Origin of the sequence: Caballeronia sp. EK (assembly GCF_014384845.1) — a bacterium.
Taxonomy (GTDB): domain Bacteria; phylum Pseudomonadota; class Gammaproteobacteria; order Burkholderiales; family Burkholderiaceae; genus Caballeronia; species Caballeronia jiangsuensis.
On the sequence record NZ_JACSUE010000002.1, the window covers coordinates 742,169 to 766,517 of the forward strand.

The 24,349-nt window shown below is 63.8% G+C and carries 25 protein-coding genes; 6 read left to right on the plus strand and 19 right to left on the minus strand.

Going from position 1 to position 24,349, the window contains the following annotated elements; genetic code table 11:
- Positions 1 to 128: 128 nt before the first annotated feature.
- On the minus strand, positions 129 to 998 hold the full coding sequence (locus IAG25_RS07830) for a LysR family transcriptional regulator (RefSeq protein ID WP_187604334.1): 870 nt from the start codon (positions 996 to 998) through the stop codon (positions 129 to 131).
- 101 nt (positions 999 to 1,099) lie between these two features.
- On the opposite strand from IAG25_RS07830, the gene IAG25_RS07835 reads away from it, so the two are divergent.
- Positions 1,100 to 2,104, plus strand: coding sequence for a zinc-dependent alcohol dehydrogenase family protein (locus tag IAG25_RS07835; RefSeq protein WP_187604335.1), 1,005 nt, complete (start codon positions 1,100 to 1,102; stop codon positions 2,102 to 2,104).
- 4 nt (positions 2,105 to 2,108) lie between these two features.
- Here the strand turns inward: IAG25_RS07835 and IAG25_RS07840 are convergent, their stop codons facing one another.
- Both IAG25_RS07840 and IAG25_RS07845 read right to left on the minus strand, forming a co-directional pair.
- Positions 2,109 to 2,636 (minus strand): chromate transporter, encoded by a 528-nt coding sequence (locus IAG25_RS07840; RefSeq protein WP_187604336.1) that lies wholly within the window; start codon positions 2,634 to 2,636, stop codon positions 2,109 to 2,111.
- 4 nt (positions 2,637 to 2,640) lie between these two features.
- Positions 2,641 to 3,240 (minus strand): chromate transporter, encoded by a 600-nt coding sequence (locus IAG25_RS07845; RefSeq protein ID WP_187604337.1) that lies wholly within the window; start codon positions 3,238 to 3,240, stop codon positions 2,641 to 2,643.
- A 171-nt stretch (positions 3,241 to 3,411) separates the two neighbouring features.
- On the opposite strand from IAG25_RS07845, the gene IAG25_RS07850 reads away from it, so the two are divergent.
- The 3 genes from IAG25_RS07850 to IAG25_RS07860 all read left to right on the plus strand — a co-directional run bounded on the left by IAG25_RS07850 (position 3,412) and on the right by IAG25_RS07860 (position 5,634).
- Positions 3,412 to 3,975 (plus strand): cytochrome b, encoded by a 564-nt coding sequence (locus IAG25_RS07850; protein ID WP_187604338.1) that lies wholly within the window; start codon positions 3,412 to 3,414, stop codon positions 3,973 to 3,975.
- Positions 3,976 to 4,094: 119 nt separating this feature from the next.
- A complete protein-coding gene (locus IAG25_RS07855) occupies positions 4,095 to 5,219 on the plus strand; it encodes a VIT1/CCC1 transporter family protein (protein ID WP_187604339.1) in 1,125 nt (374 codons plus the stop codon).
- A gap of 49 nt (positions 5,220 to 5,268) precedes the next feature.
- Positions 5,269 to 5,634, plus strand: coding sequence for a VOC family protein (locus IAG25_RS07860; RefSeq protein ID WP_187604340.1), 366 nt, complete (start codon positions 5,269 to 5,271; stop codon positions 5,632 to 5,634).
- A gap of 41 nt (positions 5,635 to 5,675) precedes the next feature.
- Here the strand turns inward: IAG25_RS07860 and IAG25_RS07865 are convergent, their stop codons facing one another.
- From IAG25_RS07865 to IAG25_RS07890, 6 genes are read right to left on the minus strand one after another with little or no spacing between them, the layout of a single operon-like run.
- A complete protein-coding gene (locus tag IAG25_RS07865) occupies positions 5,676 to 6,713 on the minus strand; it encodes an NAD(P)-dependent alcohol dehydrogenase (RefSeq protein WP_187604341.1) in 1,038 nt (345 codons plus the stop codon).
- A gap of 32 nt (positions 6,714 to 6,745) precedes the next feature.
- Positions 6,746 to 7,492: an SDR family oxidoreductase gene (locus tag IAG25_RS07870; RefSeq protein ID WP_187604342.1), complete on the minus strand. Its 747-nt coding sequence runs from the start codon at positions 7,490 to 7,492 to the stop codon at positions 6,746 to 6,748.
- Positions 7,493 to 7,502: 10 nt separating this feature from the next.
- Complete coding sequence (locus tag IAG25_RS07875; protein ID WP_035505675.1) at positions 7,503 to 8,483, minus strand: sugar-binding transcriptional regulator; 981 nt, start codon at positions 8,481 to 8,483, stop codon at positions 7,503 to 7,505.
- A 45-nt stretch (positions 8,484 to 8,528) separates the two neighbouring features.
- Positions 8,529 to 9,380 (minus strand): carbohydrate ABC transporter permease, encoded by an 852-nt coding sequence (locus IAG25_RS07880; protein ID WP_035505735.1) that lies wholly within the window; start codon positions 9,378 to 9,380, stop codon positions 8,529 to 8,531.
- 11 nt (positions 9,381 to 9,391) lie between these two features.
- The gene (locus IAG25_RS07885) at positions 9,392 to 10,321 is read right to left on the minus strand and encodes a carbohydrate ABC transporter permease (protein ID WP_222946406.1); all 930 of its coding nucleotides are present in this window, start codon (positions 10,319 to 10,321) and stop codon (positions 9,392 to 9,394) included.
- A gap of 27 nt (positions 10,322 to 10,348) precedes the next feature.
- Entirely contained in the window at positions 10,349 to 11,719 is a 1,371-nt protein-coding gene (locus tag IAG25_RS07890) for an ABC transporter substrate-binding protein (RefSeq protein ID WP_187604343.1), read from the minus strand.
- A 177-nt stretch (positions 11,720 to 11,896) separates the two neighbouring features.
- Here IAG25_RS07890 and IAG25_RS07895 point away from each other — a divergent pair, with 177 nt between their 5' ends.
- Both IAG25_RS07895 and IAG25_RS07900 read left to right on the plus strand, forming a co-directional pair.
- Entirely contained in the window at positions 11,897 to 13,018 is a 1,122-nt protein-coding gene (locus IAG25_RS07895; protein ID WP_187604344.1) for an ABC transporter ATP-binding protein, read from the plus strand.
- A 371-nt stretch (positions 13,019 to 13,389) separates the two neighbouring features.
- Positions 13,390 to 14,274: an EAL domain-containing protein gene (locus tag IAG25_RS07900; protein ID WP_187604345.1), complete on the plus strand. Its 885-nt coding sequence runs from the start codon at positions 13,390 to 13,392 to the stop codon at positions 14,272 to 14,274.
- A gap of 89 nt (positions 14,275 to 14,363) precedes the next feature.
- Here IAG25_RS07900 and IAG25_RS07905 read toward each other — a convergent pair whose 3' ends face one another.
- The 10 genes from IAG25_RS07905 to IAG25_RS07950 all read right to left on the minus strand — a co-directional run bounded on the left by IAG25_RS07905 (position 14,364) and on the right by IAG25_RS07950 (position 24,346).
- Complete coding sequence (locus IAG25_RS07905; RefSeq protein ID WP_187604346.1) at positions 14,364 to 14,648, minus strand: type II toxin-antitoxin system RelE/ParE family toxin; 285 nt, start codon at positions 14,646 to 14,648, stop codon at positions 14,364 to 14,366.
- A complete protein-coding gene (locus tag IAG25_RS07910; RefSeq protein ID WP_187604347.1) occupies positions 14,645 to 14,923 on the minus strand; it encodes an antitoxin of toxin-antitoxin stability system in 279 nt (92 codons plus the stop codon). Before IAG25_RS07910 ends, IAG25_RS07905 begins: the two co-directional genes overlap by 4 nt.
- Positions 14,924 to 14,984: 61 nt before the next feature.
- Positions 14,985 to 16,892, minus strand: coding sequence for a M60 family metallopeptidase (locus IAG25_RS07915; protein WP_187604348.1), 1,908 nt, complete (start codon positions 16,890 to 16,892; stop codon positions 14,985 to 14,987).
- Positions 16,893 to 16,908: 16 nt separating this feature from the next.
- Positions 16,909 to 18,294 carry a sigma 54-interacting transcriptional regulator gene (locus tag IAG25_RS07920; RefSeq protein WP_187604349.1) on the minus strand — a complete coding sequence of 462 codons (1,386 nt, stop codon included), beginning with the start codon at positions 18,292 to 18,294 and terminating at the stop codon, positions 16,909 to 16,911.
- A gap of 5 nt (positions 18,295 to 18,299) precedes the next feature.
- Positions 18,300 to 20,000: a TadG family pilus assembly protein gene (locus IAG25_RS07925; RefSeq protein WP_309243925.1), complete on the minus strand. Its 1,701-nt coding sequence runs from the start codon at positions 19,998 to 20,000 to the stop codon at positions 18,300 to 18,302.
- Positions 20,001 to 20,027: 27 nt separating this feature from the next.
- Positions 20,028 to 20,300, minus strand: a complete 273-nt coding sequence (locus IAG25_RS07930; protein WP_255503607.1) for a DUF3613 domain-containing protein — start codon at positions 20,298 to 20,300, stop codon at positions 20,028 to 20,030.
- A gap of 37 nt (positions 20,301 to 20,337) precedes the next feature.
- On the minus strand, positions 20,338 to 21,063 hold the full coding sequence (locus tag IAG25_RS07935) for a pilus assembly protein (RefSeq protein ID WP_255503579.1): 726 nt from the start codon (positions 21,061 to 21,063) through the stop codon (positions 20,338 to 20,340).
- 4 nt (positions 21,064 to 21,067) lie between these two features.
- On the minus strand, positions 21,068 to 22,012 hold the full coding sequence (locus tag IAG25_RS07940) for a type II secretion system F family protein (protein WP_187604521.1): 945 nt from the start codon (positions 22,010 to 22,012) through the stop codon (positions 21,068 to 21,070).
- Between the two features lie 2 nt (positions 22,013 to 22,014).
- Positions 22,015 to 22,983 carry a type II secretion system F family protein gene (locus IAG25_RS07945; protein ID WP_187604352.1) on the minus strand — a complete coding sequence of 323 codons (969 nt, stop codon included), beginning with the start codon at positions 22,981 to 22,983 and terminating at the stop codon, positions 22,015 to 22,017.
- On the minus strand, positions 22,976 to 24,346 hold the full coding sequence (locus IAG25_RS07950; protein WP_187604353.1) for a CpaF family protein: 1,371 nt from the start codon (positions 24,344 to 24,346) through the stop codon (positions 22,976 to 22,978). Before IAG25_RS07950 ends, IAG25_RS07945 begins: the two co-directional genes overlap by 8 nt.
- Positions 24,347 to 24,349 lie beyond the last annotated feature (3 nt).

Here is a 24,349-nt window from a genome sequence, read left to right on the forward strand (position 1 = left end):
TTCTCGCGCTTAACATTGGTGCGCGCTGTTTTGATTGCCCTGATTGCCTGAAACTCCGGTAATGACGCGAGCCTTACGGATTTAAAGAATGCTAATCGACAAGACAGTTAGTTGCAGCGTAAATCAATTCAATTTCCGCCAAGCGCTGCCATGGTTTCGTCCAGCAAGACACGCAGTCGCGCGACGCGTTTGAGATCACGGTGATAACCGAGCCATACGTCCCTCCCCGGCGGCGCTTCGCCAAGATCGAAGCGCGCAAGGCGCGTATCGGCATCGCCGAGAGGACATGGCAGAACCGCGTAGCCCGCACCTTGGGCACACATATGCGCTTGCGCATCGCGATTATTGCTGCCGAAAATGATCTTTGCCTTCGGCAACATGCGCTTTACCCAAAGCACGTCCGGCAACTGATCGAATGCGCTATCCATGCTGATGAGCGCCTGCCCTTTTCCATCACCCGCTTTCGGTGATTTGAGATCAGCGCGTCCATACAGCGCGTAATCGATATGCATGAGCTTGCGCTGTACGACATCCGGTTCATCGAATGGCGTGATGCGAAACACGAGATCCGCCTCGCGCCGCGCAAGGTTATAGCGCCGCGCATCGGTGACGAGTTCGATCGATACCTCGGGATGTTTCGCGAGAAAGCGCGCGAATATCGGCGTAAGCACATGCACGCCGAACCAGTCCGACGATGAAACCCGCAGCAAGCCCGTGAGCTTCGCGTCCTGACCCGCGAGCGCACGCGTGAAGCCGAGCGCCTCTTCTTCCATGCGTTCGGCATACGAAAGCACGGCCGCGCCTTCGTCGGTCAGTACGAAACCATCGCTCGTACGCTGGAAAAGCACATGACCCAGCGATTCTTCGAGCGCGCGCAGTCGCCGCCCCATCGTCGGCTGGGTTTGCCCGATCATCCTCGCGGCCGCGCCGAGCGTACCGCTTCGGGCGATCGCGAGGAAGATGCGAACGTCACTCCATTCGAGATTCGCTCCATTCATTTTCGTATGAACGCCGTGCAGTTCTGTCGATTTACATGCCAACGTGCATGGCGGAGTATGAGCGCATTGCAATCAACCTTCAATGTTTCCGGGAGCCCACGATGTCCACCATGCAAGCACTCGTACTCAATCGTCATAACGGCCCGCTCGAACTCGTCGAGTTCGATCGTCCCGAACCTGGGCCGGGGCAAGTACTCGTGCGCATCGCGGCGAGCGGGCTCAATCCGCTCGACACGAAGATCCGCGCGGGCGCCGCCGCCCATGCGAAACATCCGCTTCCGCTCGTGCTCGGCATCGATATGGCCGGTGTCGTCGAAGCAGTCGGTGCGGGCGTCGATGCGTTCAAGCCGGGCGATGCGGTCTATGGCATGACAGGTGGTGTCGGCGGCATTCAGGGTTCGCTCGCGCAATATGCCGCGGTCGATGCCGCGCTTCTCGCGCATAAGCCCGCGAATCTTTCGATGCGCCACGCGGCCGCGCTGCCGCTCGCTTTCATCACGTCTTATGCGGGCATCGTCGATCGCGCGCACTTACATGTGGGACAAACCGTGCTCGTGCAAGGCGGCGCCGGTGGCGTCGGGCACGTGTCCGTGCAACTCGCGCGCGCACTCGGCGCGCATGTATTCGCGACCGCAAGCGAGCGCGATCACGCCTTCATTCATAGCCTCGATGCGACGCCGATCGATTACCGCAAGACGAGCGTCGAGCAGTACGTCGCGGCGCATACGAATGGCGCGGGCTTCGATCTCGTCGTCGATACGGTCGGCGGCGCTTCACTCGATGCATCGTTTGCAGCGGTAAAGCACTTCGGTCATGTCGTCAGCGCGCTGGGATGGGGCACTCATGCGCTCGCGCCGCTTTCGTTTCGCGAGGCAAGTTATTCGGGCGTGTTCACGCTGCATCCGCTATTGACGGGACAGCATCGCGCGCATCACGGCGAGATGCTGTATGAAGCGAAGCGGCTTGCCGAAGCGGGCAAGCTCGTGCCTCGCATCGATGCGAGACGCTTCGACTTGAACAGCGCCGAGCGTGCTTACGAAGCGCTGCTGGATGGCACGGCGCGCGGCAAGATCATCGTCGATGTGGATGCAGCGCTCGTCGGCTAGGCAATCAGCCGAACACGCCCGCGAGACCGAGGAGCGCGCTCGCCGCGACGAGATAGATCGGATTGAGCTTGCTGCGATAAGCGACCGCCGCGCATACGACCGTACAAAGCGCGCGCGACACGTTCACATCCGTCTCGCGCGCAAACACATAAGCGGCCGATACGAGCAAGCCCACGGTCACGGGTGCGAGTCCCTTGCGAATCGCGGTAACGATGCGCGAGTCCTGCCTGCGCTCCACCCATGCGCTCACGAAGTAGGCCATCAAGGAAGAAGGCAGGATCTTCGCGACCGTCGAAACGAGCGCACCGGCAAGCCCTGCCGCCTGAAAGCCGATCAACGCGACCGCCATGCCGTTCGGACCCGGCGCGGCCTGCGTGATCGAGAAGAACGTGACGAACTGCTCGCCCGTGACCCAGTGACGCGTATCGACCGCATAACGCTGGATATCGGCGAGCGTGGCATTCATGCCGCCCACGGCGAGCAGTGACCAGATCGAGCCATGCACGAAAAGATCGGCGAGCGTGCTCCACATCGCGTCAATCCTTGCGCGCGCGGCGCAGCATCGCGATCGTGCCGAGCGGCCCGAGCACGGCAAGCACGATCAGAAGCGGAATCTTCATCAGCGCAATGCCGATGAACGTTGCCGCCACGAGCACGATGCTCGCCACGCTGCGGGGCAGACTCGTCACGAGCTTGAGCACGGTCGCGATCACGAGCCCCGTCGCGGCTGGCATGAGTCCCGCGAAGAGATGTTCGGTGATCGCCGCATGTCCCCACCGGGCATACGCATAACCGACGCCGATCGTGATGATGGTCGGCGCGAGATACAGCCCGAACACCGCGATCGCCGCGCCCTTCGCGCCGCGATATTGCCGCCCGAGCACGGTCGCGATGTTCGCGACGTTCGGGCCCGGCAGCAATTGAGCGAGCGGCAACAACTCCGCGAACTCGCGATTCGTGAGCCAGCCCAGACGCTCCACCAGCATGCGCCGCGCCCACGGCAATACGCCGCCGAAACCCGTCAGTCCGATAAAAAAGAAAGCCTTGAAGAGCGCGAACGAAGTGGGCACGGGCGGTGCGCCGGACGTGTTCGTTTCGCTCAACGATGTGGCGGCGTGGATCGTATGGGGAGTCATCGTGATGCGTGTAGTCGGGAAGGAGCGTGGTCGCTGGGGGCACCTTTATGCCGCAAGCCCTGAAAGCCATACTATCTCAGTTGCCTGACCGATGAATCACGGAAAGCCGTGGCCCTAAGGCTCCGTTAAGCCTGTTCTCCGACAATTGCGGTCTCATCGGAGGATCGGCCCATGCGACTTGAATCCGCGTCTGCTTACAATACGCCCGCACGTCTCTTTCACTGGATTACCGCACTGCTCCTGCTCGTTCAGTACGTGCTCGCCTGGACGATGCCGGACGTACATCGCGACACGAAGCCCGTTGGTTTGATCGCGTGGCACCTGGGCGTCGGCGTCGCGATCGTTCTGCTCGTATTCGTGCGCCTTCTCTGGCGCAGCATGCATGCCGCGCCGCCCGAGCCCGCAACCTTGCCGGCCGCCTTGCGCGCCCTCGGGCGATACACGCACTGGCTGCTTTACCTCCTGCTGATCGCGGTGCCGTTGATGGGCTGGGCCAATGCGTCGTCGCGGGACTGGTCCGTCACGCTGTTCGCGTCGATCCCGATGCCGCCGCTTTCGCCCACCGGATCGCCGGTCGGCCACGCGCTCGGCGACTGGCATCGCGTGTTCGCGTGGGTGCTGCTCGCGCTCGTGGGCCTGCATGTCGGTGCGGCGCTGTTTCATCAGTTCGTCTTGCGCGATAACACGCTGGCGCGCATGCTGCCGTCTCATCGCAAGCAGGCTGCGACTAAATAACGACGACGATGAGACGCGATTCCATTCTCACTCAACGCGTATCTTAGGGATATTAGCGACGAGACACGTCGTTCGTCTTTACTCTTTAATCAACGAGACGAACGATAAAAGGTGACGTCATGGCGTCCCAGACCGAACTCAAACGCTTCAGCTCCAATCTCGCCGACGAACTCGACAGCGCCGCGCTATACGACACGCTCGCACAAGCCGAAAAGCAGGAAGACAAGCGGCGCGTCTATGCGGAACTGGCCGAGGCGGAGCGGCGTCACGCCGACATATGGGCCGCGAAATTGCGGGCGAACGGCGTATCGGTGCGAACGCATCGCATCGGCGCGAAAACGCGGATCATGCGCACGCTCGCCCGGACGTTCGGACCGGACTTCGTGTTGCGCTCGGTCGCCGCCGGCGAAATGGCCGATCGCGACAAATATGCGAGCCAGCCCGATGCGGCGCAGATGTCGGCGGAGGAACGGCATCACGCGGATATCGTGCAGGACGTGGCGAATCGCAACAAGGGTTTGAGCAAAGGAGGCGCGATTGCAGCGGCGGAATCGTGGCATCGCGGCGTGGCCTCGGGCAATGATTTGCGGGCAGCGGTGCTTGGCGCGAACGATGGCCTCGTGTCGAACTTCTGCCTCATCATGGGCGTCGCGGGCGCGGGCAGCGACAGCAGAACGGTGCTGCTTACGGCATTCGCGGGCCTTGTTGCAGGCGCAGCGTCGATGGCGCTCGGCGAGTGGCTCTCAGTGACCAACGCACGCGAACTCGCGCGCACGCAAATCGCGAAGGAAAAGGACGAGCTGGACCACATGCCCGATGCGGAGCGCCACGAGCTCGCGCTCATCTATCAGGCGAAAGGCATCGACGCCGCAGAAGCCAGGCGCGTCGCCGCCCAGATCATGCGCGACAAGGACAAGGCTCTGGATACGTTGACGCGCGAGGAACTCGGCCTCGATCCGCGCGAGCTTGGCGGCAATCCCTGGACCGCCGCGCTCGCATCCTTCACGTTGTTCGCGGTGGGCGCGATCATTCCGGCCATCGCGTTTCTGTGGGCCAGCGGCGCTACCGGCATCGCGCAATGTATCGTGTTGAGCGGACTCGGCCTGGCGGGCATCGGCGTGTTCACGTCGCTGTTCAATGGACGTGGCGCGATCTTTTCGGCGACGCGGCAAGTGCTGATCGGCATGGTCGCCGCGGGTTGCACGTTCGGACTCGGCAAGTTGCTGGGCGTGTCGCTTTCGTGACATGCTTGCGGCACTACACTACGCCTTTTATCCCACTCGATCCTTCCCGATGAACCAACTTCTCTCGCTGCGCCCTTTTGTCCCCGCCAAAGACTTCGACCTGTCCAAGCGCTTCTATGAAGCATTGGGCTTTCGCATCACGCATCAGGACGACAACATCGCGATGCTGAAAGCCGAAAGCTTCAGCTTCATTCTGCAGAACTTCTACGTGAAGGAGTTCGCGGAAAACTGCATGCTCCAACTGCTCGTGCGCGACGTCGACGCGTGGTGGCGCGACGTGAACCCCGAGAGCTTGAGCGAGCGCTTCGCAGTCAATCCCGCGCGTGCGCCCGCGATGCAGAGCTGGGGAATGAAGGTCGGCTTCGTGTTCGATCCCTCCGGCGTGCTGTGGCATGTGGCCGAGGCGCCGTTCTGACGCGCCGATGCAGCCTGTGGCGCGTCATATGAATCGCGATCTCATTCTTCCAGTACGATCTGCACCTTCACGTCGGTCGGCACGCCGCTCGCCGCTTCCTCGAATGCCTTGATGCCTTCCGCGAACGGAAACGTGCGCGAGATGAACGGCTTCACATCGAGCTTGCCCGATGCGATCAACTGAATTGCACGCGGAAAGATATTGGCGTAGCGAAACACCGATTCGATGCGCGCCTCCTTGATCTGCACCGCGACCACATCGAGCGGTATCGCGTGCTGCGGCATGCCGACGAGCACGAGGCAGCCGCCGGGACACAGCAGATCGACGATGCCGTCGAACGCCTTCTCGTTGCCGCTCGCCTCCAGCACGATGTCCGCGCCCCAACCGTCTGTCAGTTCGTTGACGACATCGAGTACGCGCCGGTCGCGAATGTTCACGGCGGTCACGCCTTGCACAGCGCCGATCAGATCGAGCTTCTCCTGCACGAGATCGCAGACGATCGCGCGGCTGCAGCCACCGGCGAGCGCGGCGAGCGCGCACATCATGCCGATCGTGCCCGCGCCGAGCACGACGGCCACGTCGCCCGGTTTGATCGCGGCTTTCTTCGCGGCCTGCAGGCCGATCGACAATGGCTCGACGATCGCCCCTTCCGCGAAGCTCACGTTATCCGGCAGCTTGTACGTGAACGCGGCCGGATGCACGACATAAGGCGCGAGACAGCCGTTGACCGGCGGCGTCGCCCAGAAGCGCACTTTCGGATCGAGGTTGTACAGACCTTCGCGCGATGCGCGCGACTCCATGTCCGGCACGCCCGGCTCCATGCATACCCGATCGCCGGCCTTCAGATGCTTCACTTCGTCGCCCACTTCGACCACCGTGCCCGATGCCTCGTGCCCGAGCACCATCGGCTCGTTGACGACGAACGGTCCGATGCGGCCATGCTGGTAGTAATGAATATCGCTGCCGCAAATGCCGACCGTATGAATCTTGATGCGCACGTCGCGCGGACCCACGACCTGCGGCAGGCTGAACGGACGCAAGCTGATGCGTCGTGCTTCCTCGAGAACCAGTGCTTCCATCGTCGTTCCTTTGATTAGAGAAATTGGCGGGTTCAACAGGACTGGAATCCGCCGTCGACCAACAGACTCACGCCGCTCACCATGCTCGAATCTTCGGAGAGCAGATAGGCGATCGTTCGCGCCACTTCGACCGGCTGCACGAAGCGGTTCATCGGTATGCGGGCGAGCATCGGTGCGGACTTGGCGGGATCGCTCCAGGCGCGCTCGCCCATGGGCGTCATCGTGACGGTCGGCAGCACGGCGTTCACGCGGATGCCATGCGGACCGAGTTCGTTCGCCATCACGCGCGTCATGGCGTCGAGTCCGCCTTTCGATGCGCAATACGCGGCGTGCAGCGCAAAGCCCACATTCGCCGACAGACTCGACACGTTGACGATCGACCCGCCCACGCCGTGCGCGATCATGCTCTTCGCGCACTCCTGCGCGACGATCATCGTGGCGCGCAGATTCACGTTCATCGTCATGTCGAAGGCTTCGACGGTCGTGTCGAGAAACGGCTCCAGGATAGCGATACCCGCGTTGTTCACCAGCAGATCGACGGGCTGAACCGCACGCGCCGCTTCGCGCGCAGCGTGAGCATCGGCGAGATCGACGGCGATGGTTTCGCAGCCCGTCTCCTTCTTCAACGCATCGAGGTCGGTGGCGCTGCGGCTCAGTGCGATCACGCGCGCGCCGCGCTCGATCAGCAGATGCACCGTGGCGTGACCGATGCCCTTGCCCGCGCCCGTGACGAGCACGGTCTTGCCCGCGAACTCGCGGTTTCTGTCGATGGCTGTCATGGTGTCGTCTTCAAGGCTCGTCGCACAGACGTCTTGCGGTGTCTTCGTCGGTCACGAGCACCGATGGATAACGCCCGCGCAACGCCGCGCGCGTCACATGGAATTTCTTCTTGCCGCCGCTCACGAGAATCACGCGCTTCACGCGGCGCAAGTCGTCCAGCGTGATCGCGACGGTGCGCCGGTTCAGCGGATGATCGATCAGCTCGCCGTCTTCATCCATGAAATGGCCGAGCATGTCGCCGACCGCGCCCGCCTTCTGCAGCGTGCGCAGTTGCTCGGGATTGTCGATGCCGTAAGTCACGACGAGCGATTCCGTCAGATCGCCGCACGTGAGCAACGCGAGGTCGGCGTTGCGCGCGAGTTCGTACGTCTCGCGCACGGTTTCTTCCTGAAGGATCACGTCGCGCGCCTTCTGGCTGCTCACGTAGATCGGCGCGGCGAAGAGATAGCCATCGGCGCGGCAGATGTTCGCGAAGTCCGACACGATATCGAACGTATTGATGCTCGGACAATGCGACAGCCCGCCCTGCAACGACACCGCCGACACCGCGCCATACGTGCGCTGCGGCATCGCGCGCAGCACGGCGCGAATCGTGCGGCCCCAGCCGAGACCGATGGTTTGCCCTGCCACTATCTGCTTCGCGAAGTACGACGCCGCGCCGATGCCGAGCGCCGCGTTGTTCGCTTCGTTGTTCGCGCCGGTCGGCACGACGACCGCGCATTCGAGGCCGAAGCGTTTCGCGAGCGCTTCTTCCAGCGCGACGCAAGGCGCGATCTTGCTGTTGATCGTGATCTGCACGAGACCGGATTCGCGGCTCGCGGCGAGCAGCCGGTTCACGCGCACGCGGTTGCTGCCGATGCGTTGCGCGATCTCCTGCTGCGTCAGATTGCCGACATAGTAATGCCACGCGACGCGCGCCTGCAGCTCTTCTTCCGAATCGATGGAATCGTCCGCTTCCGCGATGGCGATGGGCGGTGCGCTCTTGCTCATGCTTGTGGTCATGCTGTCCATTGTTTGATGAAAGGCCGCGGCATTCTATTTCACCGCGCCCATCGTCAGGCCTTGCACCAGTCGGCCCGACACGAGCAGCGCGAACACGACCATCGGCAGCACGATCAGCGTGCCCGTCGCCATGATCTCGCCCCACGGCAACTCATAGCCGCTCATATAGCTCGTCGCGGCGACGGGCGATGTGATCGCGTCGCTGCGCGTCAGCACGAGCGCATAGAGCAGATCGTTCCACGAGAAGATGAACGCGAAGATCGCGGAGACGACGATGCCCGGCATCGCGAGCGGCAGATTGATGCGCCAGAACACGCGCCACGGCGATGCGCCGTCGAGGCGCGCGGCTTCGTCGAGTTCCACCGGGATGTTGCGGAACTGATCGGTGCAAATCCATACAACGATCGGCAACGAGAACGTCAGATACAGCAGGATCAGCACGATATGCGTATCGACGAGATCGAGCTTCGTCGCGATCAGGAAGAACGGCACCGCGAGCACGACCGGGCTCACCATGCGGTTCGAGATGAACCAGAACCACAGGTCTTCCTTGCCGCGAAATTCGTAGCGCGCGAGCGCATATGCGGCGGGCGTGCCGAGCAGGATCGCGAGCACCGTCGTGCTGCTCGCGATGATGAGCGAGTTCAGCAGACTGCCCGCCACGTCATGCTCGAAGAGCGCCGCCGAGTAGTGATGAAATGTCGGCGAGAAGAGCCACTTCGGTGGATATGCGAGCGCGTCGGCCTGGCTTTTCAGGCTCGTCGTGACCATCCAGTAGAACGGAAACACCGAGGACAGAAACACGACGACGAGACCGAGAAAATGCCATACCGTGGCGCGTTTTCTCGCGGCGCGTGCGCGCTTGGCGCGCTGCGTGACTGGCATGTCGATCGAACTCACGCGGCCTCCCGATACACGAAACGGATATAAAGACGCGACAGCACGATCGTCAGGATGAGCAGGATGATCGCCTGTGCGGACGCCATGCCCTGATCGAAGAGACGAAAGCCCACGCGCTGGATATAGACGCTGATGAATTCCGTCGCGGCTCCGGGTCCGCCGCGCGTCATGGTGAAGACGGCGTCGAACATCTTGAGCATGTCGGCGGAGCGAAGAATGAGAATGGCCGTGAGGCCCGGAAGCAGATACGGACGCTGCAAGTGCCAGAGAATCATGCTCCACTTCGGCGTTTCGAGGCGCGCGGCTTCCTCGGCTTCCTTCGGCACCATCGACAGTCCGGCGAGCAGGATCAGCGCGCAGAACGGCGTCCATTGCCAGATATCCATGATCATCACGGAGACGAACGCGAGCGTCGGGTCCGCGAGCCAGTCCTGCGGCGGAATGCCGATGAGACCGGTCAGATAGTTCGCCACGCCGAACTGACGATTGAAGATCAACCGCCCGATGAGGCCGACGACCGCATACGTCGTCGCCATCGGAATGACGAGGCTGACACGCGCCGCCGCGCGCATCCACGGCAATTCCACGCGATGAAGCATGAGCGCGGCGAAGAGCCCGAGCGCGATCTCGATCGGCAACGTGAGGCACAGGAACAGTGCCGTGCGTCCGAGCGCGCCCCAGAAGCTCGGATCGGTCAGCGTCGCAACATAGTTGTCGACGCCGATGAACGGCGTGCCCGAAGCCAGATCCGCGAGCTTGTATTGATGAAACGAGTTATAGAGCGCGAGCAGCAGCGGGTAGATGCCGATGATCGCGAGCGCGGCGATTGCGGGTATCAGGAACCAGAAGGCGGGCGAGCGCGGCACGATGCCGAAATAGCGCGCGGGCTTGCGCGGCCCTCGCGCACGTATTGCAGGTGATGCCATTCGTCGCCTCCGGTTCCTTGAATGAAATTACTTCAGCAAAGGCTTCTTGCCGTCGTAATAGCCCGCTTTCTTCAGGATGTCCTCGGTCTTCTGACCGATGGTCTGCGCGCCTTCCTTCACCGTCACCTGGCCGAGCATCATCTTGCTGCCCCATTCGCCGATGACTTCCGACACGGCCGGCCATTCCGGGAAGCGCGGACGATAATCCGGCACGCCGCCCTGCCACGATTCGACCATCGGCTTCACGAACGGGTACTTGTCCTGCACGGCCTTGTCCTGATAGATCGCCATGCGCGCCGGCACGCCGCCCGCTTCGAGATAAGGCTTCGCCATCGCTTCGGACGTGATCCACTGAATGAAGAGCCACGACGCCGCCTGCTTCTTCGCGTTCGACTTCGCGTTCACGGCAAGCGAGAAGCCGCCGAGCGCGGGCTTGAGGCCGGCGGGACCCTTCGGCTCGGTGGTGATTGCAAGACAGTTGCCGAGCTTCGACTTGCTCGGATCGGTCAGCGTCGGATAGAACGCGGACCACTCCGTGATCATCGCGACCTGGCCTTGCGCAAGCGCGTTCACCGCTTCCGCATGATCGAAGTCGACGATGCCCGGCGGCATGTACTTCATCAGCTTCTGCCGGTATTCGAGGCCCGCCTGCGATTGCGGCGACATCAGATTCGACTTGAACTTCGCATCGAGCAGCGAGCCGCCGTTCGGCCACAGCACACGCATGAAGCTGTCCGCAGATTGTGTCTCGCCGCGCCGCGACTGCAACGCGAAGGCGAACTTGTCGCCCTTCGTGAGCTTCGGCGCATAGGTGTTGAGCAACTCGTCCCAGGTCTTCGGCGGCTCGTCGAAACCCGCGTCCTTCAACATGCACTTGTTGTAGAACATGAGACCGGAATAATTATCGAACGGCAGACCGTACGTAACCTTGTCCCACGTGCCGAACGAATCGAGCAGGATCGGGAAAAAGCCCTTGAGATTCAGGCTCGGGTCCGCGAGCTTCGGATCGTCGGTGAACTTCTTGATCGGCACGAGCCACTTGTTGCTCGCGAATTCGCCGATCCACACGACATCAACGAGCACGATGTCCTGATCGCCGCCGCCCACGAAGTTGAGCACTTCCTTCTCGCGCGTGTTTTCGTACGGAATCACTTCCCAGCGCACCTTGATGCCCGTCTCTTTCTCGAACTGCGGGATCAGTTGCTGCGCGGCCTTGTAGCCGGGACGATCGAGAAAGATGGCCTTGATCGTGGTGCCCGAATACGGCTGCGCCGCTTCCTTCAGAGTCCAGGCTTGCGCGTTCGATGCGGCGAACGCCGCGCTCGCCGCCAGAAGAACGACTGCCGCGACGTGTTTGATCGGCCCGAGCTGCGTGGCCGGGATGAAGCGCTTCTTCATGCCTGTCTCCTTGGTTTTTATCGAGCGGGTGAGGCTTGCGGGTTCGGTTTTGTCCTGCGTCGTTTCACTTGTAATTTCGGTTTTACAATTGTATATTTTGGCGCGAACAGGTTGTCAAGAAGAAATTCGACGATGCGTCCGATGCTGCATTGCCGCAGCGGCACAGGGAGACAACGTATGAGCGCAGTTCATTTGCAGCAAATTCGCAAGGCCTTTGCGGGCGTGGATGTTCTGAAGGGCGTGGACATCGAGGTGACCGATCGCGAGTTCATGGTCTTCGTCGGTCCTTCGGGTTGCGGAAAATCCACCTTGCTTCGCACCATCGCCGGACTGGAGCGCAGCGACTCGGGGCAAGTGCTGATCGGCGGCGAAGACGTGACCGATCTCGAACCCTCGCAACGCGGCGTCGCGATGGTGTTTCAGTCGTATGCGCTCTATCCGCACATGTCGGTGTACGAGAACATCGCGTTCGGGCTGCGCATGCTCAAGCTGCCCGAAGCGCAGATCAAGGAGCGCGTGCATCGCGCGGCGGAAATCCTGCAGATCGGCCAGTTGCTCGAACGGCGTCCGCGCGCGTTGTCGGGCGGGCAGCGTCAACGCGTCGCGATTGGCCGCTCGATCGTGCGCGAACCGAAGGTCTTTCTCTTCGACGAACCGCTCTCCAATCTCGATGCCGCGTTGCGCGTGCAGATGCGCCTCGAACTCATCAAGCTGCACAAGCAACTCAACGCGACGATGATCTACGTCACGCACGATCAGACCGAAGCCATGACGATGGCCGATCGCATCGTCGTGCTGAATCACGGCCGCGTCGAGCAGATCGGCTCGCCGCTCGAGCTCTATCGCACGCCGCACAATCGCTTCGTTGCGGGCTTCATCGGCTCGCCGAAGATGAACTTCATGGACGTGCGCGTGATGCGCGTCGATGCCGCGGGCGTCACCATCGAATTGCCCGGCGGCGAGCCGCTTACTCTGCCGTTCGCCGCTTCGACGGTGAGAGCGGGCGAAACGCTCACGCTCGGCATACGGCCCGAGCATTTCATCGAGGCATGCGGCGGCGATATCGACAGCGGCCTGTCCGGCGAAGTCATGGTGATCGAGCATCTCGGCGGCGAGACGCTGTTGCATGTGCGGCTGCCGAACGAGCTCGTGATTCAGGTGAAAGGCTCGGGCGAATCCACCGCCGTCGAAGGACAACGGCTGAACGCGGGCTTCAGCATTCGCCACGTGCATCTGTTCCGCGAGGACGGCAGCGCGCTCGAACGGATGCGGCCAGTGGAGCAGACCGCGACCGCCTGACGATCAAGTTCGCGGGAGATTGCTTTTTGATCGCGCGATGACCGGCACTCGCGGTCCATAGGTCGCTAGTCGGGATTGCAAATGTTCCAGGATCGTCCGGCACAAACTGCAAAATCGCATCTCAATGCCGCTCAATGCAACTGCCGCTTATGTGCGGCACCCCACATAGCGCGTAACACGTCACGAATTCGCTACGTAACCCTGAACGCAACGTAACGCTCTGTAGCGCAAGCGTGACGGTCTGAGACGGCGCGCAAACGTTATCCTGCATGGAAGACCGGCGTGAACCGCTTCGTATCGCACACAGACGCCGTGGCTGGCATGAGTCGTGCAACCGCTCCCACGACCAACTGGGAGGGGATGGCTCAAGCATGAACAGAACGACACACGGCTCGCCTGTCGCGAAAGCCGCGCCGAACTCGGATCATGCATTCAGGCATCGCATACTCGATGGCCTCAAGGCCGGAGAATTCTGCATCGCCTATCAGGGAATATACCGAGTCGACAGCGGCGAACTCGCGCAAATGGAAGCGTTGATTCGCTGGCGTCATCCGGAGTACGGCGTATTGCTGCCGGGCGCATTCAGCGATGCGTTCAAGGACGCGGAGATCATGCGCGAATTCACATGGTTCGTGCTGGACGCCGTTGCGTCGGAAGTCGAGGCATGGCGAGCACGCGGCGGCGCGCATTATTCGGTCGCGGTGAACGTGCCGCCATCGGTCGCGGCGCTGCCCGGCTTCGCGGATCGCATGGACTCGATCTGCCGCGCGCACGGGCTCACGCCCGATTGCATCGAGCTCGAATTGCTGGAGAGCGAGGATCTGGCGCGCATGCCGTCGATGCCGAAGGTAGTGAGGCGTCTGAAGAACAAAGGCGTGAGCGTGGCGATGGACGATTTCGGCACGGGCTATTCGTGTCTAGCGGCGCTCGGTCCGATCGACTTCGGCACTGTGAAAATCGCAAAGGAACTGCTGGCCGAAGCGCCGCGCTGCCCGAATGCGTGTCTGGTGTTCTCGTCGGTGCTTGCGCTACTGACGCGGCTCAAGGTGGCGATCGTCGTCGAGGGTGTCGAGACGGCGGCGCAGGCGCAGTGGCTCGCACAGTGGCCGCATGTCCTCGCGCAGGGCTTCTTTCTTGCAAGGCCCGCATTCGGCATCGATAACGTGCCCGGCGCGCGTATCGGCCGCGCGATGACAAGGCGCAGGACGACGCGGCGTGACGAGTCCCGGAGCATGCGACTCGCCGATGCGGCGTGACGTATCGAAGCGTTTCTGGCAGCCCTCGTAAAGCCAGAACTTGGCCGACGCCTCGCGCGTCGGCGTCTTTTTTTGGGATTTCCCGGAGTCTATCTACGTGGTGGCGGCCATCGACGCGACGTATGAACCAGCGCCAGCACCCAGACATCATCGCCGTCGATTTCGTAGACCAACCGATAGTTCTCGTGCGCAATCATTTCCCGCGTGCCGGCTATCTTCCCGGGTCGTCCGAGTTGCGCGTGAATAGCCAAACGCCCGGCCACTGCGCTGAACAGTTCGTCCATGCGAGCTGCCGCTGCCGGATTGTCTTCTGCAATGTAATCCCACACATCTTCGCGGTCCTGCAACGCCTCAGGCGTCCACACTACCGTCATGCTTTACCCGCCGTTCGAGCGCGGCGAGCGGCAAACTTCGCTTCGACCTCATCGTTCGATTGCCCTCGGCCGTCGCGCATCGACTTGCGAGCGACCTCGACCTTTTCACGTAGATACACATCGTATTCGCGCGCTTCACGCTGACGCTGGATGAACTCTCGCATCAACTCGCGAAGCACCTGAGATGCGGGCCGGTGCGCGGCATCGGCAGCGGCCATGAATTCTTCTCGCAACTCCGGCTCCAGCTTCATCGTAAAAACCGCTTCCTTTGGCATGACACGCTCCCGCATTCGATACTGCGAAAGTATATACGTTTTCATTACCTCGTTCGACGCTTCAAATCCTCGTACGCGTCAAATCCATCGCCGGCGCCTTCAGCTTCAACCCACCGATCGCCGCGCGCGTGCCCGCGTCGACCGGCAGTCCCCATCGCTCGAAGAAATCCCTCAAATCCAGATTCGCCGCGATACACGCGCGCAGCACGAAGTTCTGCACTTCGCGCTTCTCGCCGCCTTCATCCTCCGTCAGCGGATGCAACCGATAATACTTGTGCAGCCGCGCATAGAAGCCGTCGCCGAGCGCGCGGCGCAACTGTTCGTACATCACGAGCCTGATCCAGAGCGCTTCGGATGGCACCGGAAACGATGCATCGTCGAGAAAATTGCGCGTCGGCTGCGCAAGGTAAAGCGCCGCGAGATCCAGCCGGTTCTTTCTGCCGCGCGCATCGACCACCTGCAGCAACGGCGAGGCCATCGGCGTACCGAGACGTTGCAACGCATGCAGCGAGTAGAGGTTCACCGTCGTCTCCGTGACGCCCGGCCATGTCCAGTCCCATTGCTGATACATGTGGCCCATCTCGTGCCACACGCCCCATTCATCGGCCCTCGCGGGCTGAAGCAAAGTCTCGGCGGCGCTGTTCAAAGGCAGGCCGATCATGTAGTACGTCGCATACAGATACGTGTTCTGCAACTCCGCGTGCGTGGAAATCGCGTCCTGCACGAAATGCACGCGCAATGGCGAAGGCGCATCGAGCGCGCTCGATCCGTCGAGCCCGGCCAGTTCATCGTGATAGCCCATGACGCGCTCGACATAGCCGAGCAGCGTGGCCGGGTCCGCCGCGCCCGCCTTGTCGTACATCGAACGCGCGACGGTGAACATCGTGCGCCTGCCGACCATCTCGACGAGCGGCGCATCGGCGTAGCGTTGCAGCATCGCGCGCCATTCGAGGAGCGTCGTCGTGCCTTCGACATAGAACGGCACGGCACGGCCGCCTTCGCGCACGAAGACATCGACGGAAGTACGCGGCCGCTCGTTGAATCCGCTATCGATATATTCGAAGTAAAGCAGGCCATCGCGCGACGCGACGAATTCATTGCGCCCTTCCGTCGCGAGGATCATCTGCGGATCGCCCGCGGGCTGACGCCGGTAGAAGCCGTTCTTGTTGCCGACCATGATGACGAGGCCATCGGGGCCGTCGTCGGCGAGACCGCTTACGTCGATCACGACGGACTCGCCCTTCGACACATACAGCCCCGACGGATGAGAGTCGGTCCAGCGAAAGCCGCCGAGCCTGTCGGCTTCGATCGCATCGGGCGCATACGCGCTCAGGTGATAGCGCTTCGCGGCGTTGTCATAGGTCGATTGCGGGGCTGCATCGAGCGTGCGATACGCATGTTCGGCGTCTTCGTTGTGCACCTCGTACAGACGCCATTGCCCGGCCTGCGCGTTCGCTTCGACCAACGCGCCGTCGCGCAGCGCATGATGCGCGACGACGAGACCCGTCTTCGTGCCGGTCGCCGCGATGGTCACCGCGTTCGCATCGGCTTCGATGCTCCAGTTCTGCCGCGCTTCGCCCGATGGCGCTTCGAGATCCACGCGCGCGCCGAGCGTCACGTATCGTCCGTAGAGCTTCGAATACAGGCGAAAGCCGCTGCCCTCTTTATCGACGGTCCATATCTGCGCCGCGGCGAGCTCGGGCGTCCATTTCGACTGGACGAGCGCGATCGTGCCGTCCGCTTGCTGGTGCGCCGTCAATGCCTTGAACGAGGCGTTCGAGACGATATAGAAGTCGCCTTCCCCGACTTTCGCGCCCGCGCCGTAGGGCACCTGCATCGCGCCGGGCGTCACCGCAAAGCGCGAGACGCGCACGGCGTCGCGCGGATAGAACGTCATCGGCGCGTAATAGTGCGACGCGGCATGCGCGTCGCACAACGCCAGGATCAACAGCCACGCTCGCCATCGCATGTTCGTATCCTCCGCGCTACATCGGCCGTGTCTCCGGCTCTTCGTCGAAGATCTGGAACTTGCGCATCTTTTCCCACAGCACCTTGCGGCTGATGCCGAGATACTGCGCCGTATCCTGTCTTCTCCAGCCGTTCGCATCGAGCGCCGCGATCACGCGATTGCGCTCGTTCATGTCCCACTTGCTGCGATCGACCAGCAAGTCCGATCCGCCTTCGGGCGCGGCTCTCGCATTGCGTGCGAGCACGAGCAGGCGCTTCACGCGCGCTTCGTCCCACGCGCCGAGTTGCCGCACCGTCACGCCCACACGCTCCGCCAGATTGCGCAGCTCGCGCACGTTGCCGGGGAAATACACATCGGCGACGGCATCCGCGAGCCAGTACGGCAGCTCGGGCAACGCATCGAGCTTCTCCTTGCCGATGACTTCGCTGATGAACGCCTTGAAGAGCGCGATCTTGTCGGCCGCGCCGCGCTCTTCGAGCGAAGGGATTTTCAGCTCGATCACCGCGAGGCGGTAATACAGGTCCGCGCGAAACGCGCCTTCCTTCACGAGTTGCGGCAGGCACTTGTTGCTCGCCGCGATGAGCCGGAATTCGAGCCGCACGGGCGTCGCCGAGCCGATGCGCGTGACCGCCTGATCTTCCAGCACGCGCAGAAGCTTTACTTGCTGATAGAGCGGCAAGTCGCCGATCTCGTCGAGAAAAAGCGTGCCGCCGTTCGCCTGCTCGAAATAGCCCTTGTGCGCGAGCACCGCGCCCGTGAACGAGCCTTTCGCATGTCCGAAGAAGAGCGATTCGAAGAGGCCATCGGGGATCGCGCCGCAGTTCACCGGCACGAACGGACCGTCGCGATAACGCGTGTGCTTCTCGTGCAGCAGTTGCGCGATACGCTCCTTGCCGACGCCCGTCTCGCCATGCAGCAGAACGCTCGTGTCGCAATCGGCGAAGGTATCGACTTCATGCAGCAGCGCCTCCATGCACTCCGCATGCGCGATCAATGCGTGCGACGCCTGCGTGTCCTCGCCGTGCGCGCGCAGTTGCCGCGCGAGCTTCGCGACCATCGCGCGCAACTCCGCGCCGGTGAAATCGAGCGGCAGGATATGCGAATAGTCCGGCGGAAACATCGACGGATCGCGCTCGCGCGGCGCCGCGCCGACCCAGACGACCGGCATCGAATGACGCGCTTCCCAGTCGCGCAACACGAACGCGCCGCCATCGATCACGCTCACGCTGATGATCGCGAGCGCGGGACGGTCGGACTCGCGCGGCGCGCTGATCGACGTGCCGTCCGCGCGCAGCACGTCCACGTCCTGACCCGACATCGCACGCACCACGCGCTCGACGACGTCGGCCTTGCCCTCCCATACGTGGATATCGAGACCATCGATTTTGCTGTTCTGTCTCATGTCGTTCAATAAGCCAGTTGCGACTCGCCGCAGGTGAGCGACAGGTCGTGAATCATGCTCGTTCCCACTTGCGCGCCGAGCAGTTGCAGGACAGGCACGAGCACCTGATCGAGGCCTGTGAGCACAGTCGCGAGCATCGGCACCAGAAGACCGAGCAAGAGCGGCGCGACGGTGTCGAGCAGCAAGGGCGGCAGGATCGGTGACGTGACCGAGAGTCCGCCCGGCGCCGAGAGACTCGCGCCGAGGCCCGAGAGCGCGTTGGCGAGCGACGCGCCCGGCGCCGAAGGAACCGCCTGATAGTCGTCGCCGTTGCCGCTCACGCCGTCGAAGGACAGCGTCGTCGCGGACGCGGGCATGGTCGCCGGCAGGCTCGCGGCGAGGCTCACGGTCAGCAGATTCGGCACGGTGACGAGCGTGGCGGGCTGCGTGCAACTGAACGCGCCCATGTTCGCGGGCGTATCGCCGACGCAGACGTTCGCGATGCCCGTCTGCACGCCGATCACCGAGCGGCGCGCCGACGCCGCGCCCTGGCATTGCGTCGACACGAGCCACGCGGCGCCGGGCGCCACTTCGATATAGAGCGGCAGATGCACCATCGGCTGGGCGCCGCCGAAGCCCACGGGCAAGGGAAGTTGCAGCACGCTGACATCGACGAACGCACGCACCTGCGCCGTGCGCGCGAGCGTGCGCCAGTTGCCGCTCGCGTCCTTGCCCGCTTCGCCGATGGCGAGCACCGGCGGCTGCACGATCTGCACCTTGAGCGCCGCCGAAATCAGCCCCGGCAACGTCAGCCCCGCGCCGACGGTCGCGGCGGCCTTGCCCGCCTGCGCGATCTCCGCCGTCACGAACAAGGCTTCGAGCGGGCTGATGGTCGCATCGAGCGCGCTTTGCGTATTCGCGAGCCCGACCGACAGCAGTCCCGGCGCGCCGTCGATGCTCCCTAGCGAAATCGTCTGGTTGCCGGAAATATTCGCGTTGACGATCGCGCCCATCGCGCCGAGCGCGGTCGAGAGACTCGCGTTCGCCACATTCGTCGTCTGCAGCGCGGTGAGCATCAGTCTGGCGATCTGCGCGGCGGTGAGCTTCGTCGCGAGCAGTTGCTCGACCGTGCCGATGCCCGCCGCGGTGACGAGATCGCCGACACGCACGCGCGCATCCGCGAGCCCCTGATACGACACCAGCGACAGATTGAGATTCGTGCCGAGCAGCGCATTGAGCAGGCTATTCACCGCGCCCGCGCCGATGCTCGCGAGCGTCGTGCCGATCGAGAACGCGCCGACGTCCGTCGACTTGGCGATGGCCGTCGCCGTCACTTGCCGCGCGGGTCCGAGAAAGAAGTAAGGCACCATGCGCGAGGCCGTCGCTTTCACCGCGTTGGCAGGCGTGCCGCTCGTCGAGAAGTAGTCGGGCGCGGCGTTCACCTGCGCGTCCCAGCGCCCGCATGTGACGGTCAGGCCGTGACCCGCGGCCGATGGATCGAAGCCGTTGCTCGTCGCGCTGCCGTTCGCGCTGGCCTTCGCGCGCGTGCAGGCGGCATCGACGACTTGCGCGCCCGCGCTCGCAGCAAGATCGACGACGCTTTGCAGGCTGCGCCGCGCGAAAAAGAGATTGCCGATATCGATCGCACCGAGCGCGGCGACGGCGACCACGAGCCAGATCGCCGCGAGCGTGCCCGCCGCGCCGCGCTGGCGCTGCCGGGTTGACACGATGTATCGATGCGTCGTCATGGATCGTCAGTTCATGTCGCGATAGTTCACGTCGAGCGACGGCCGCCCGGCGTCTTCGAACGAAGAGCCGTAGCGCGCCGGAATCGGCGTGTCGAATGACTTGAGGTAGCGCTCGTAGGCCGCGCCCGCCTGCGCGCCGGGCATCGGCTGCGCGGGCGCGGCGGCCGCATTGCTCGCCTGAAGCGTAAGCCAGGCCTGCGTCGCATGGCCGATCTCGCTTGCGCTCTGCGCGCGCGTCGTGTGCTGCAATGCGCCGCAAGCCATGCACAGCACGAGCATGCCGATTCGTTTCATCCGCTTCTCCTCATCGTCGATATCAGCGTGACGCGACGCTCGCGCGCGCCGCATCGGCGACGCGCTTCGCATCGACACGAATCGCCTGCTGCACGTCCGCCGAAAACTTCTGCTGCGTCATCAGGCCCTGCGCGTTCGCCGCCTGCCCGCTCGCGAGCAGAAACAGCGCGACGTTGCTCAGGATCTTCGGATTGTTCGGCGCGAGCTCGGCGGCCTTCATGAGCGGCACGCGCGCGCCCGCGACATCGCCCATGCGCAGGCGCGCGTAACCGAGATCGGACAGCGTGAGCGCATCGGTCGGTGCACGTTTCGATGCCGCCTCGAAGCGTTGCGCCGCGCCCGCGAAATCGCCTGCCTCGCCCGCGAGCAGGCCGAGACCGCGCAGGCCGCGCGCGGCGAGCGGCGTGCCGGCGAGGCGCGCATAAGCGGCGGCGCTCGCGTCGGGCTGGCCGGTCTGACGCAGCGCATCGGCGCGCAGAAGAATCGTGTCGGGCGATTCGCCGTATTGCTGCTCGTATGCGTCGATATGCGCGAGCGACGCGAACCAGAGCCCCTGCGTCTGCATCCGGTCGATGAGCGCGAGATACATGCCGGGCGTGTCGGGCGCGGCGTCCTTTTGCTGCGCCTGATCGAGCGCGGCCTGACGCTCGGCCTGAATGCCGACGCCATAACCGTTTTCCTGCTTCGTCGCGCAGGCGGCGAGCGTCGCGCAGATCAAGGGCAGAACGAGTGCACGAATCATGAGCATCCCTTTATCGATGAAGCGCCGACAGCGAACGCACCACCGCGATGAAGCCCGGCCCCGCCGTGACGATCAGCAGCGCCGGCAGGAGCGTGATGACCATGACGCCCGTCATCTTCACGGTGAGCTTGCCGATGCGTTCGCGCAGCAGCGCGCGGCGCGTTTCGCGCAGGCGGTCGCCGAATTGCTTAAGCGGCTCCTGCACCGCGCCGCCATGCTTTTCGACCTGAACGATGAGCCGCACGATCGCGGCGAGATCCTCGTTGTCGTAACTCGTCGAGAGGCGCTTCATCGACTGCTCGCGGGTGCGGCCGGTGGCGAACTGCGCCTGCGCGAGCGCGAGTTCCATCGACAGCACGGGCAGCACGTTCCTGAAGTCCTGAATCATCACTTGCAGGCTCTGATCGAGCGACAGCCCGACGCCTTGCAGGAGCCGCAGCAGATCGACGAACATCGGCAGTTCACTGTTTACCGCGCTCTGGCGCGCATTCGCGCGGCGGCGCACGAACCACTTCGGCGCCATGAAGCCCGCCGACAACGCCATGAACAGCAGCAGCACGAAGCGCGCACCGTGCGCCGCGCCGTGCCCGAACATGAGCAATGCGAGCGGCGCCGCGAGCGCCCCCGCGATGCGCGCCGCGAGGAAATGACCGCGCGCGCCGGCGTCGAGATAGCCGCAGCGTTCGAGCAGCCGACGATCCTCCTCCGCAACCGCGACGCGCCCGAACGGCGTATCGAGCCACGCGGCGCTCGCGCGGCCGAGCGCGGCGAGCACGCCTTTTCGCGGCGTGGTCTCCTGCGCGGGCGGCGTCGTCGTGCGCTCCTTCAACGCGTGATCGAGCGTGCGCGCCGAGCGCTGCATGCGCGCGTAGCGGCCGAGCGCGAGCACGCCGCACAGACCGGCCCCGAGCGCGGCGGCTGCGAGCGCGAAAGCGCCGAGCAAGGCGGGCGTCATGTTCATGTCCTGAGCCTCGCGAGCCGGTACAGCAGCCATGCGCCGAGCATCTGAAGCGCGACGGCGACATACACGAGGCGCTTGCCGAGCGCGTCGCTCCACATCGCATCGAAATAGGCGGGGTTGGTCACGATCACAATCGCGCCGAGCAGGATCGGCAGGAGTCCGAGGACCCACGACGACAGCCGCGTTTCCGTCGACAGCGCGACGAGCTCGCGGCTCGCCTGCTCCAGATCGCGCATCATCGCGGCCATGCGGTCGAGCATCACGTCGGAGCGGCCGCCGTATTTCACCGATACGCGCAGCACCGAGCCGACGAGCTCCAGCTCGCGCACGCGATACATGCGCGCGACCGCGCCTAGCGCGTGATCGATCTCCGCGCCGGTGCGCAACATCGGCAGCGCGCGCTGGAGGCATTCGGAGAGCGGCGCTTCGGCGCTCGCGAGCGCGGCCTGAAACGCGGCGGGCACGCTATGGCCGATGACGATCATGCGCACGATGCCATCGAGAAACGGCGGCAGCTGCCGCACGATGCGCTGCTGGCGCTTCTGCGCGCGCCACGCGAGCCATGCGTACACGGCGGCGAGCACGAGCGCGGCGACGCCCGCGCCGATCACCGGCCCGGCGCGCAGCGCGCACCAGAGCCCGGCGCACGCGGCGATGCCGAGCGTCGTGCCCGCGAGCGCGCGCGGACGTTCGATGCCCGCGCGATGCATCAGATTCGCGAACGCCGCACGCCCACGCGCGATGCCGGACACGATGCCGGACGCGATACCCTTCGGCGCCGCCGTGGCCGGCGCGCTCGCGACGGGCCGTGGAGCGCGTTGCGGCCGAGGCGCCTGCACTTGCCGATCGACGAAACGCTCGGTCAGCGCGCGCTCGCGCGTGTGCGTGCCGCGCCGCCACAGCATGAGCGCGGCCGCCGCGCACAGCAGCGCGAGCATCGCGATGATGGCGACGGCTCTATACATTGAAGCCCCCGCCGAAACGCCCCGAATGTCCGAAGCCTTCCGACAGCGCGACGCCGAGCGCCTGCCGGAACTTCGCGAGCTTCGTCGAACTCGGATGGATGCCGAGCCAGGTCCAGCGATCTTCTTCGTTGCCGCTGGCGTCGACGGAAGGCTCGTAGCGATACAACTCCTGCATCGCGATGATGTTGTCGGAGAGGCCGGTGACTTCGGTCACGGAGAGAATGCGCCGCCGCCCGTTCGAGAGCCGTCCGATCTGCACGATGAAATCGATCGCGTTGGCGATTTGTCTTCTGAGGCTCGCTTCCGTGCCCTGAAAACCCGCGAAGCCCGCGAGCATTTCCAGCCGATAGAGACACTCGCGCGGCGAGCTTGCGTGAACGGTGCCCATCGAACCGTCGTGGCCGGTGTTCATCGCCTGAAGCATTTCGAGCACTTCGCCGCCGCGCACTTCGCCGACGATGATCCGGTCCGGGCGCATCCGCAACGTGTTGCGCAACAGATCGCGGATCGACACGACGCCCGCGCCGTCGAAACCGCCGGGCCTGCTTTCGAGCCGCACGACATGCGGATGATTCAGCGAGAGTTCCGCCGTATCCTCGATCGTCACGACGCGCTCGTGCTTCGGAATGAAGAACGCGAGCGCGTTCAGCAGCGATGTCTTGCCCGAACTCGTTCCGCCCGACACGAGCACGTTGCAGCGCGCGTCCACCGCCGCCTGCAACAGCGAGGCAATGTCCTGACTGAACGTGCCGTTGGCGAGCAGATCGTCGGGGCGCAGCGGATCGCGCCTGAACTTGCGGATCGATACGACGGGACCATCGATCGACAGCGGTTCGATCACGACATTCACGCGGCCGCCGTCGGGCAGGCGCGCATCGACCATCGGATTGGACTCGTCGAGCCGCCGTCCGATCGGCGCGAGAATGCGACGCACGATGCGCAGCAAGTGCGCGTTGTCCGCGAAACGCACCGGAATCTTTTCCAGCATGCCGTGGCGCGACACATACACGTCGCTGTAGCCGTTGATGAGGATGTCTTCGACGGCGGCATCGGCGAGCAGATCTTCCAGCGGACCGAAGCCCGCGAGTTCCTTCGTCAGCGCCGCCGCAACCAGCCGCACTTCGCTCTCGTTCAGCGGCACGCGCCGCAGCCGCACGAAGCTGTCCATCTCCAGATCGACGAATTGCTGGATCGCCTGACGCGACCATCGGCCGAACTCCGCGCCCAGTTCCTCGATGCGCGTAAGCAGATGCTCGTGCGCCGCCGTCGCGACATCCTGAAACTGCTGCGAATGCGCGAACGCGACGGCGTCTTCGGCCAGATCGTTCGCGAACGCGATGTCCTTGCTGAAGTCCTGAGCCATCGT

Coding starts and splice junctions, on each gene's coding strand:
- IAG25_RS07895 (WP_187604344.1), top strand. CDS start 11,897: ATGAGCGCAGTTCATTTGCAGCAAATTCGCAAGGCCTTTGCGGGCGTG.
- IAG25_RS07870 (WP_187604342.1), bottom strand. CDS start 7,492: ATGACAGCCATCGACAGAAACCGCGAGTTCGCGGGCAAGACCGTGCTC.
- IAG25_RS07950 (WP_187604353.1), bottom strand. CDS start 24,346: ATGGCTCAGGACTTCAGCAAGGACATCGCGTTCGCGAACGATCTGGCC.
- IAG25_RS07885 (WP_222946406.1), bottom strand. CDS start 10,321: ATGGCATCACCTGCAATACGTGCGCGAGGGCCGCGCAAGCCCGCGCGC.
- IAG25_RS07945 (WP_187604352.1), bottom strand. CDS start 22,983: ATGTATAGAGCCGTCGCCATCATCGCGATGCTCGCGCTGCTGTGCGCG.
- IAG25_RS07830 (WP_187604334.1), bottom strand. CDS start 998: ATGAATGGAGCGAATCTCGAATGGAGTGACGTTCGCATCTTCCTCGCG.
- IAG25_RS07880 (WP_035505735.1), bottom strand. CDS start 9,380: ATGCCAGTCACGCAGCGCGCCAAGCGCGCACGCGCCGCGAGAAAACGC.
- IAG25_RS07905 (WP_187604346.1), bottom strand. CDS start 14,648: ATGACGGTAGTGTGGACGCCTGAGGCGTTGCAGGACCGCGAAGATGTG.
- IAG25_RS07940 (WP_187604521.1), bottom strand. CDS start 22,012: ATGACGCCCGCCTTGCTCGGCGCTTTCGCGCTCGCAGCCGCCGCGCTC.
- IAG25_RS07840 (WP_187604336.1), bottom strand. CDS start 2,636: ATGTGGAGCACGCTCGCCGATCTTTTCGTGCATGGCTCGATCTGGTCA.
- IAG25_RS07915 (WP_187604348.1), bottom strand. CDS start 16,892: ATGCGATGGCGAGCGTGGCTGTTGATCCTGGCGTTGTGCGACGCGCAT.
- IAG25_RS07890 (WP_187604343.1), bottom strand. CDS start 11,719: ATGAAGAAGCGCTTCATCCCGGCCACGCAGCTCGGGCCGATCAAACAC.
- IAG25_RS07855 (WP_187604339.1), top strand. CDS start 4,095: ATGGCGTCCCAGACCGAACTCAAACGCTTCAGCTCCAATCTCGCCGAC.
- IAG25_RS07910 (WP_187604347.1), bottom strand. CDS start 14,923: ATGCCAAAGGAAGCGGTTTTTACGATGAAGCTGGAGCCGGAGTTGCGA.
- IAG25_RS07865 (WP_187604341.1), bottom strand. CDS start 6,713: ATGGAAGCACTGGTTCTCGAGGAAGCACGACGCATCAGCTTGCGTCCG.
- IAG25_RS07835 (WP_187604335.1), top strand. CDS start 1,100: ATGTCCACCATGCAAGCACTCGTACTCAATCGTCATAACGGCCCGCTC.
- IAG25_RS07920 (WP_187604349.1), bottom strand. CDS start 18,294: ATGAGACAGAACAGCAAAATCGATGGTCTCGATATCCACGTATGGGAG.
- IAG25_RS07875 (WP_035505675.1), bottom strand. CDS start 8,483: ATGAGCAAGAGCGCACCGCCCATCGCCATCGCGGAAGCGGACGATTCC.
- IAG25_RS07900 (WP_187604345.1), top strand. CDS start 13,390: ATGAACAGAACGACACACGGCTCGCCTGTCGCGAAAGCCGCGCCGAAC.
- IAG25_RS07850 (WP_187604338.1), top strand. CDS start 3,412: ATGCGACTTGAATCCGCGTCTGCTTACAATACGCCCGCACGTCTCTTT.
- IAG25_RS07845 (WP_187604337.1), bottom strand. CDS start 3,240: ATGACTCCCCATACGATCCACGCCGCCACATCGTTGAGCGAAACGAAC.
- IAG25_RS07860 (WP_187604340.1), top strand. CDS start 5,269: ATGAACCAACTTCTCTCGCTGCGCCCTTTTGTCCCCGCCAAAGACTTC.
- IAG25_RS07935 (WP_255503579.1), bottom strand. CDS start 21,063: ATGCTCATGATTCGTGCACTCGTTCTGCCCTTGATCTGCGCGACGCTC.
- IAG25_RS07930 (WP_255503607.1), bottom strand. CDS start 20,300: ATGCTCGTGCTGTGCATGGCTTGCGGCGCATTGCAGCACACGACGCGC.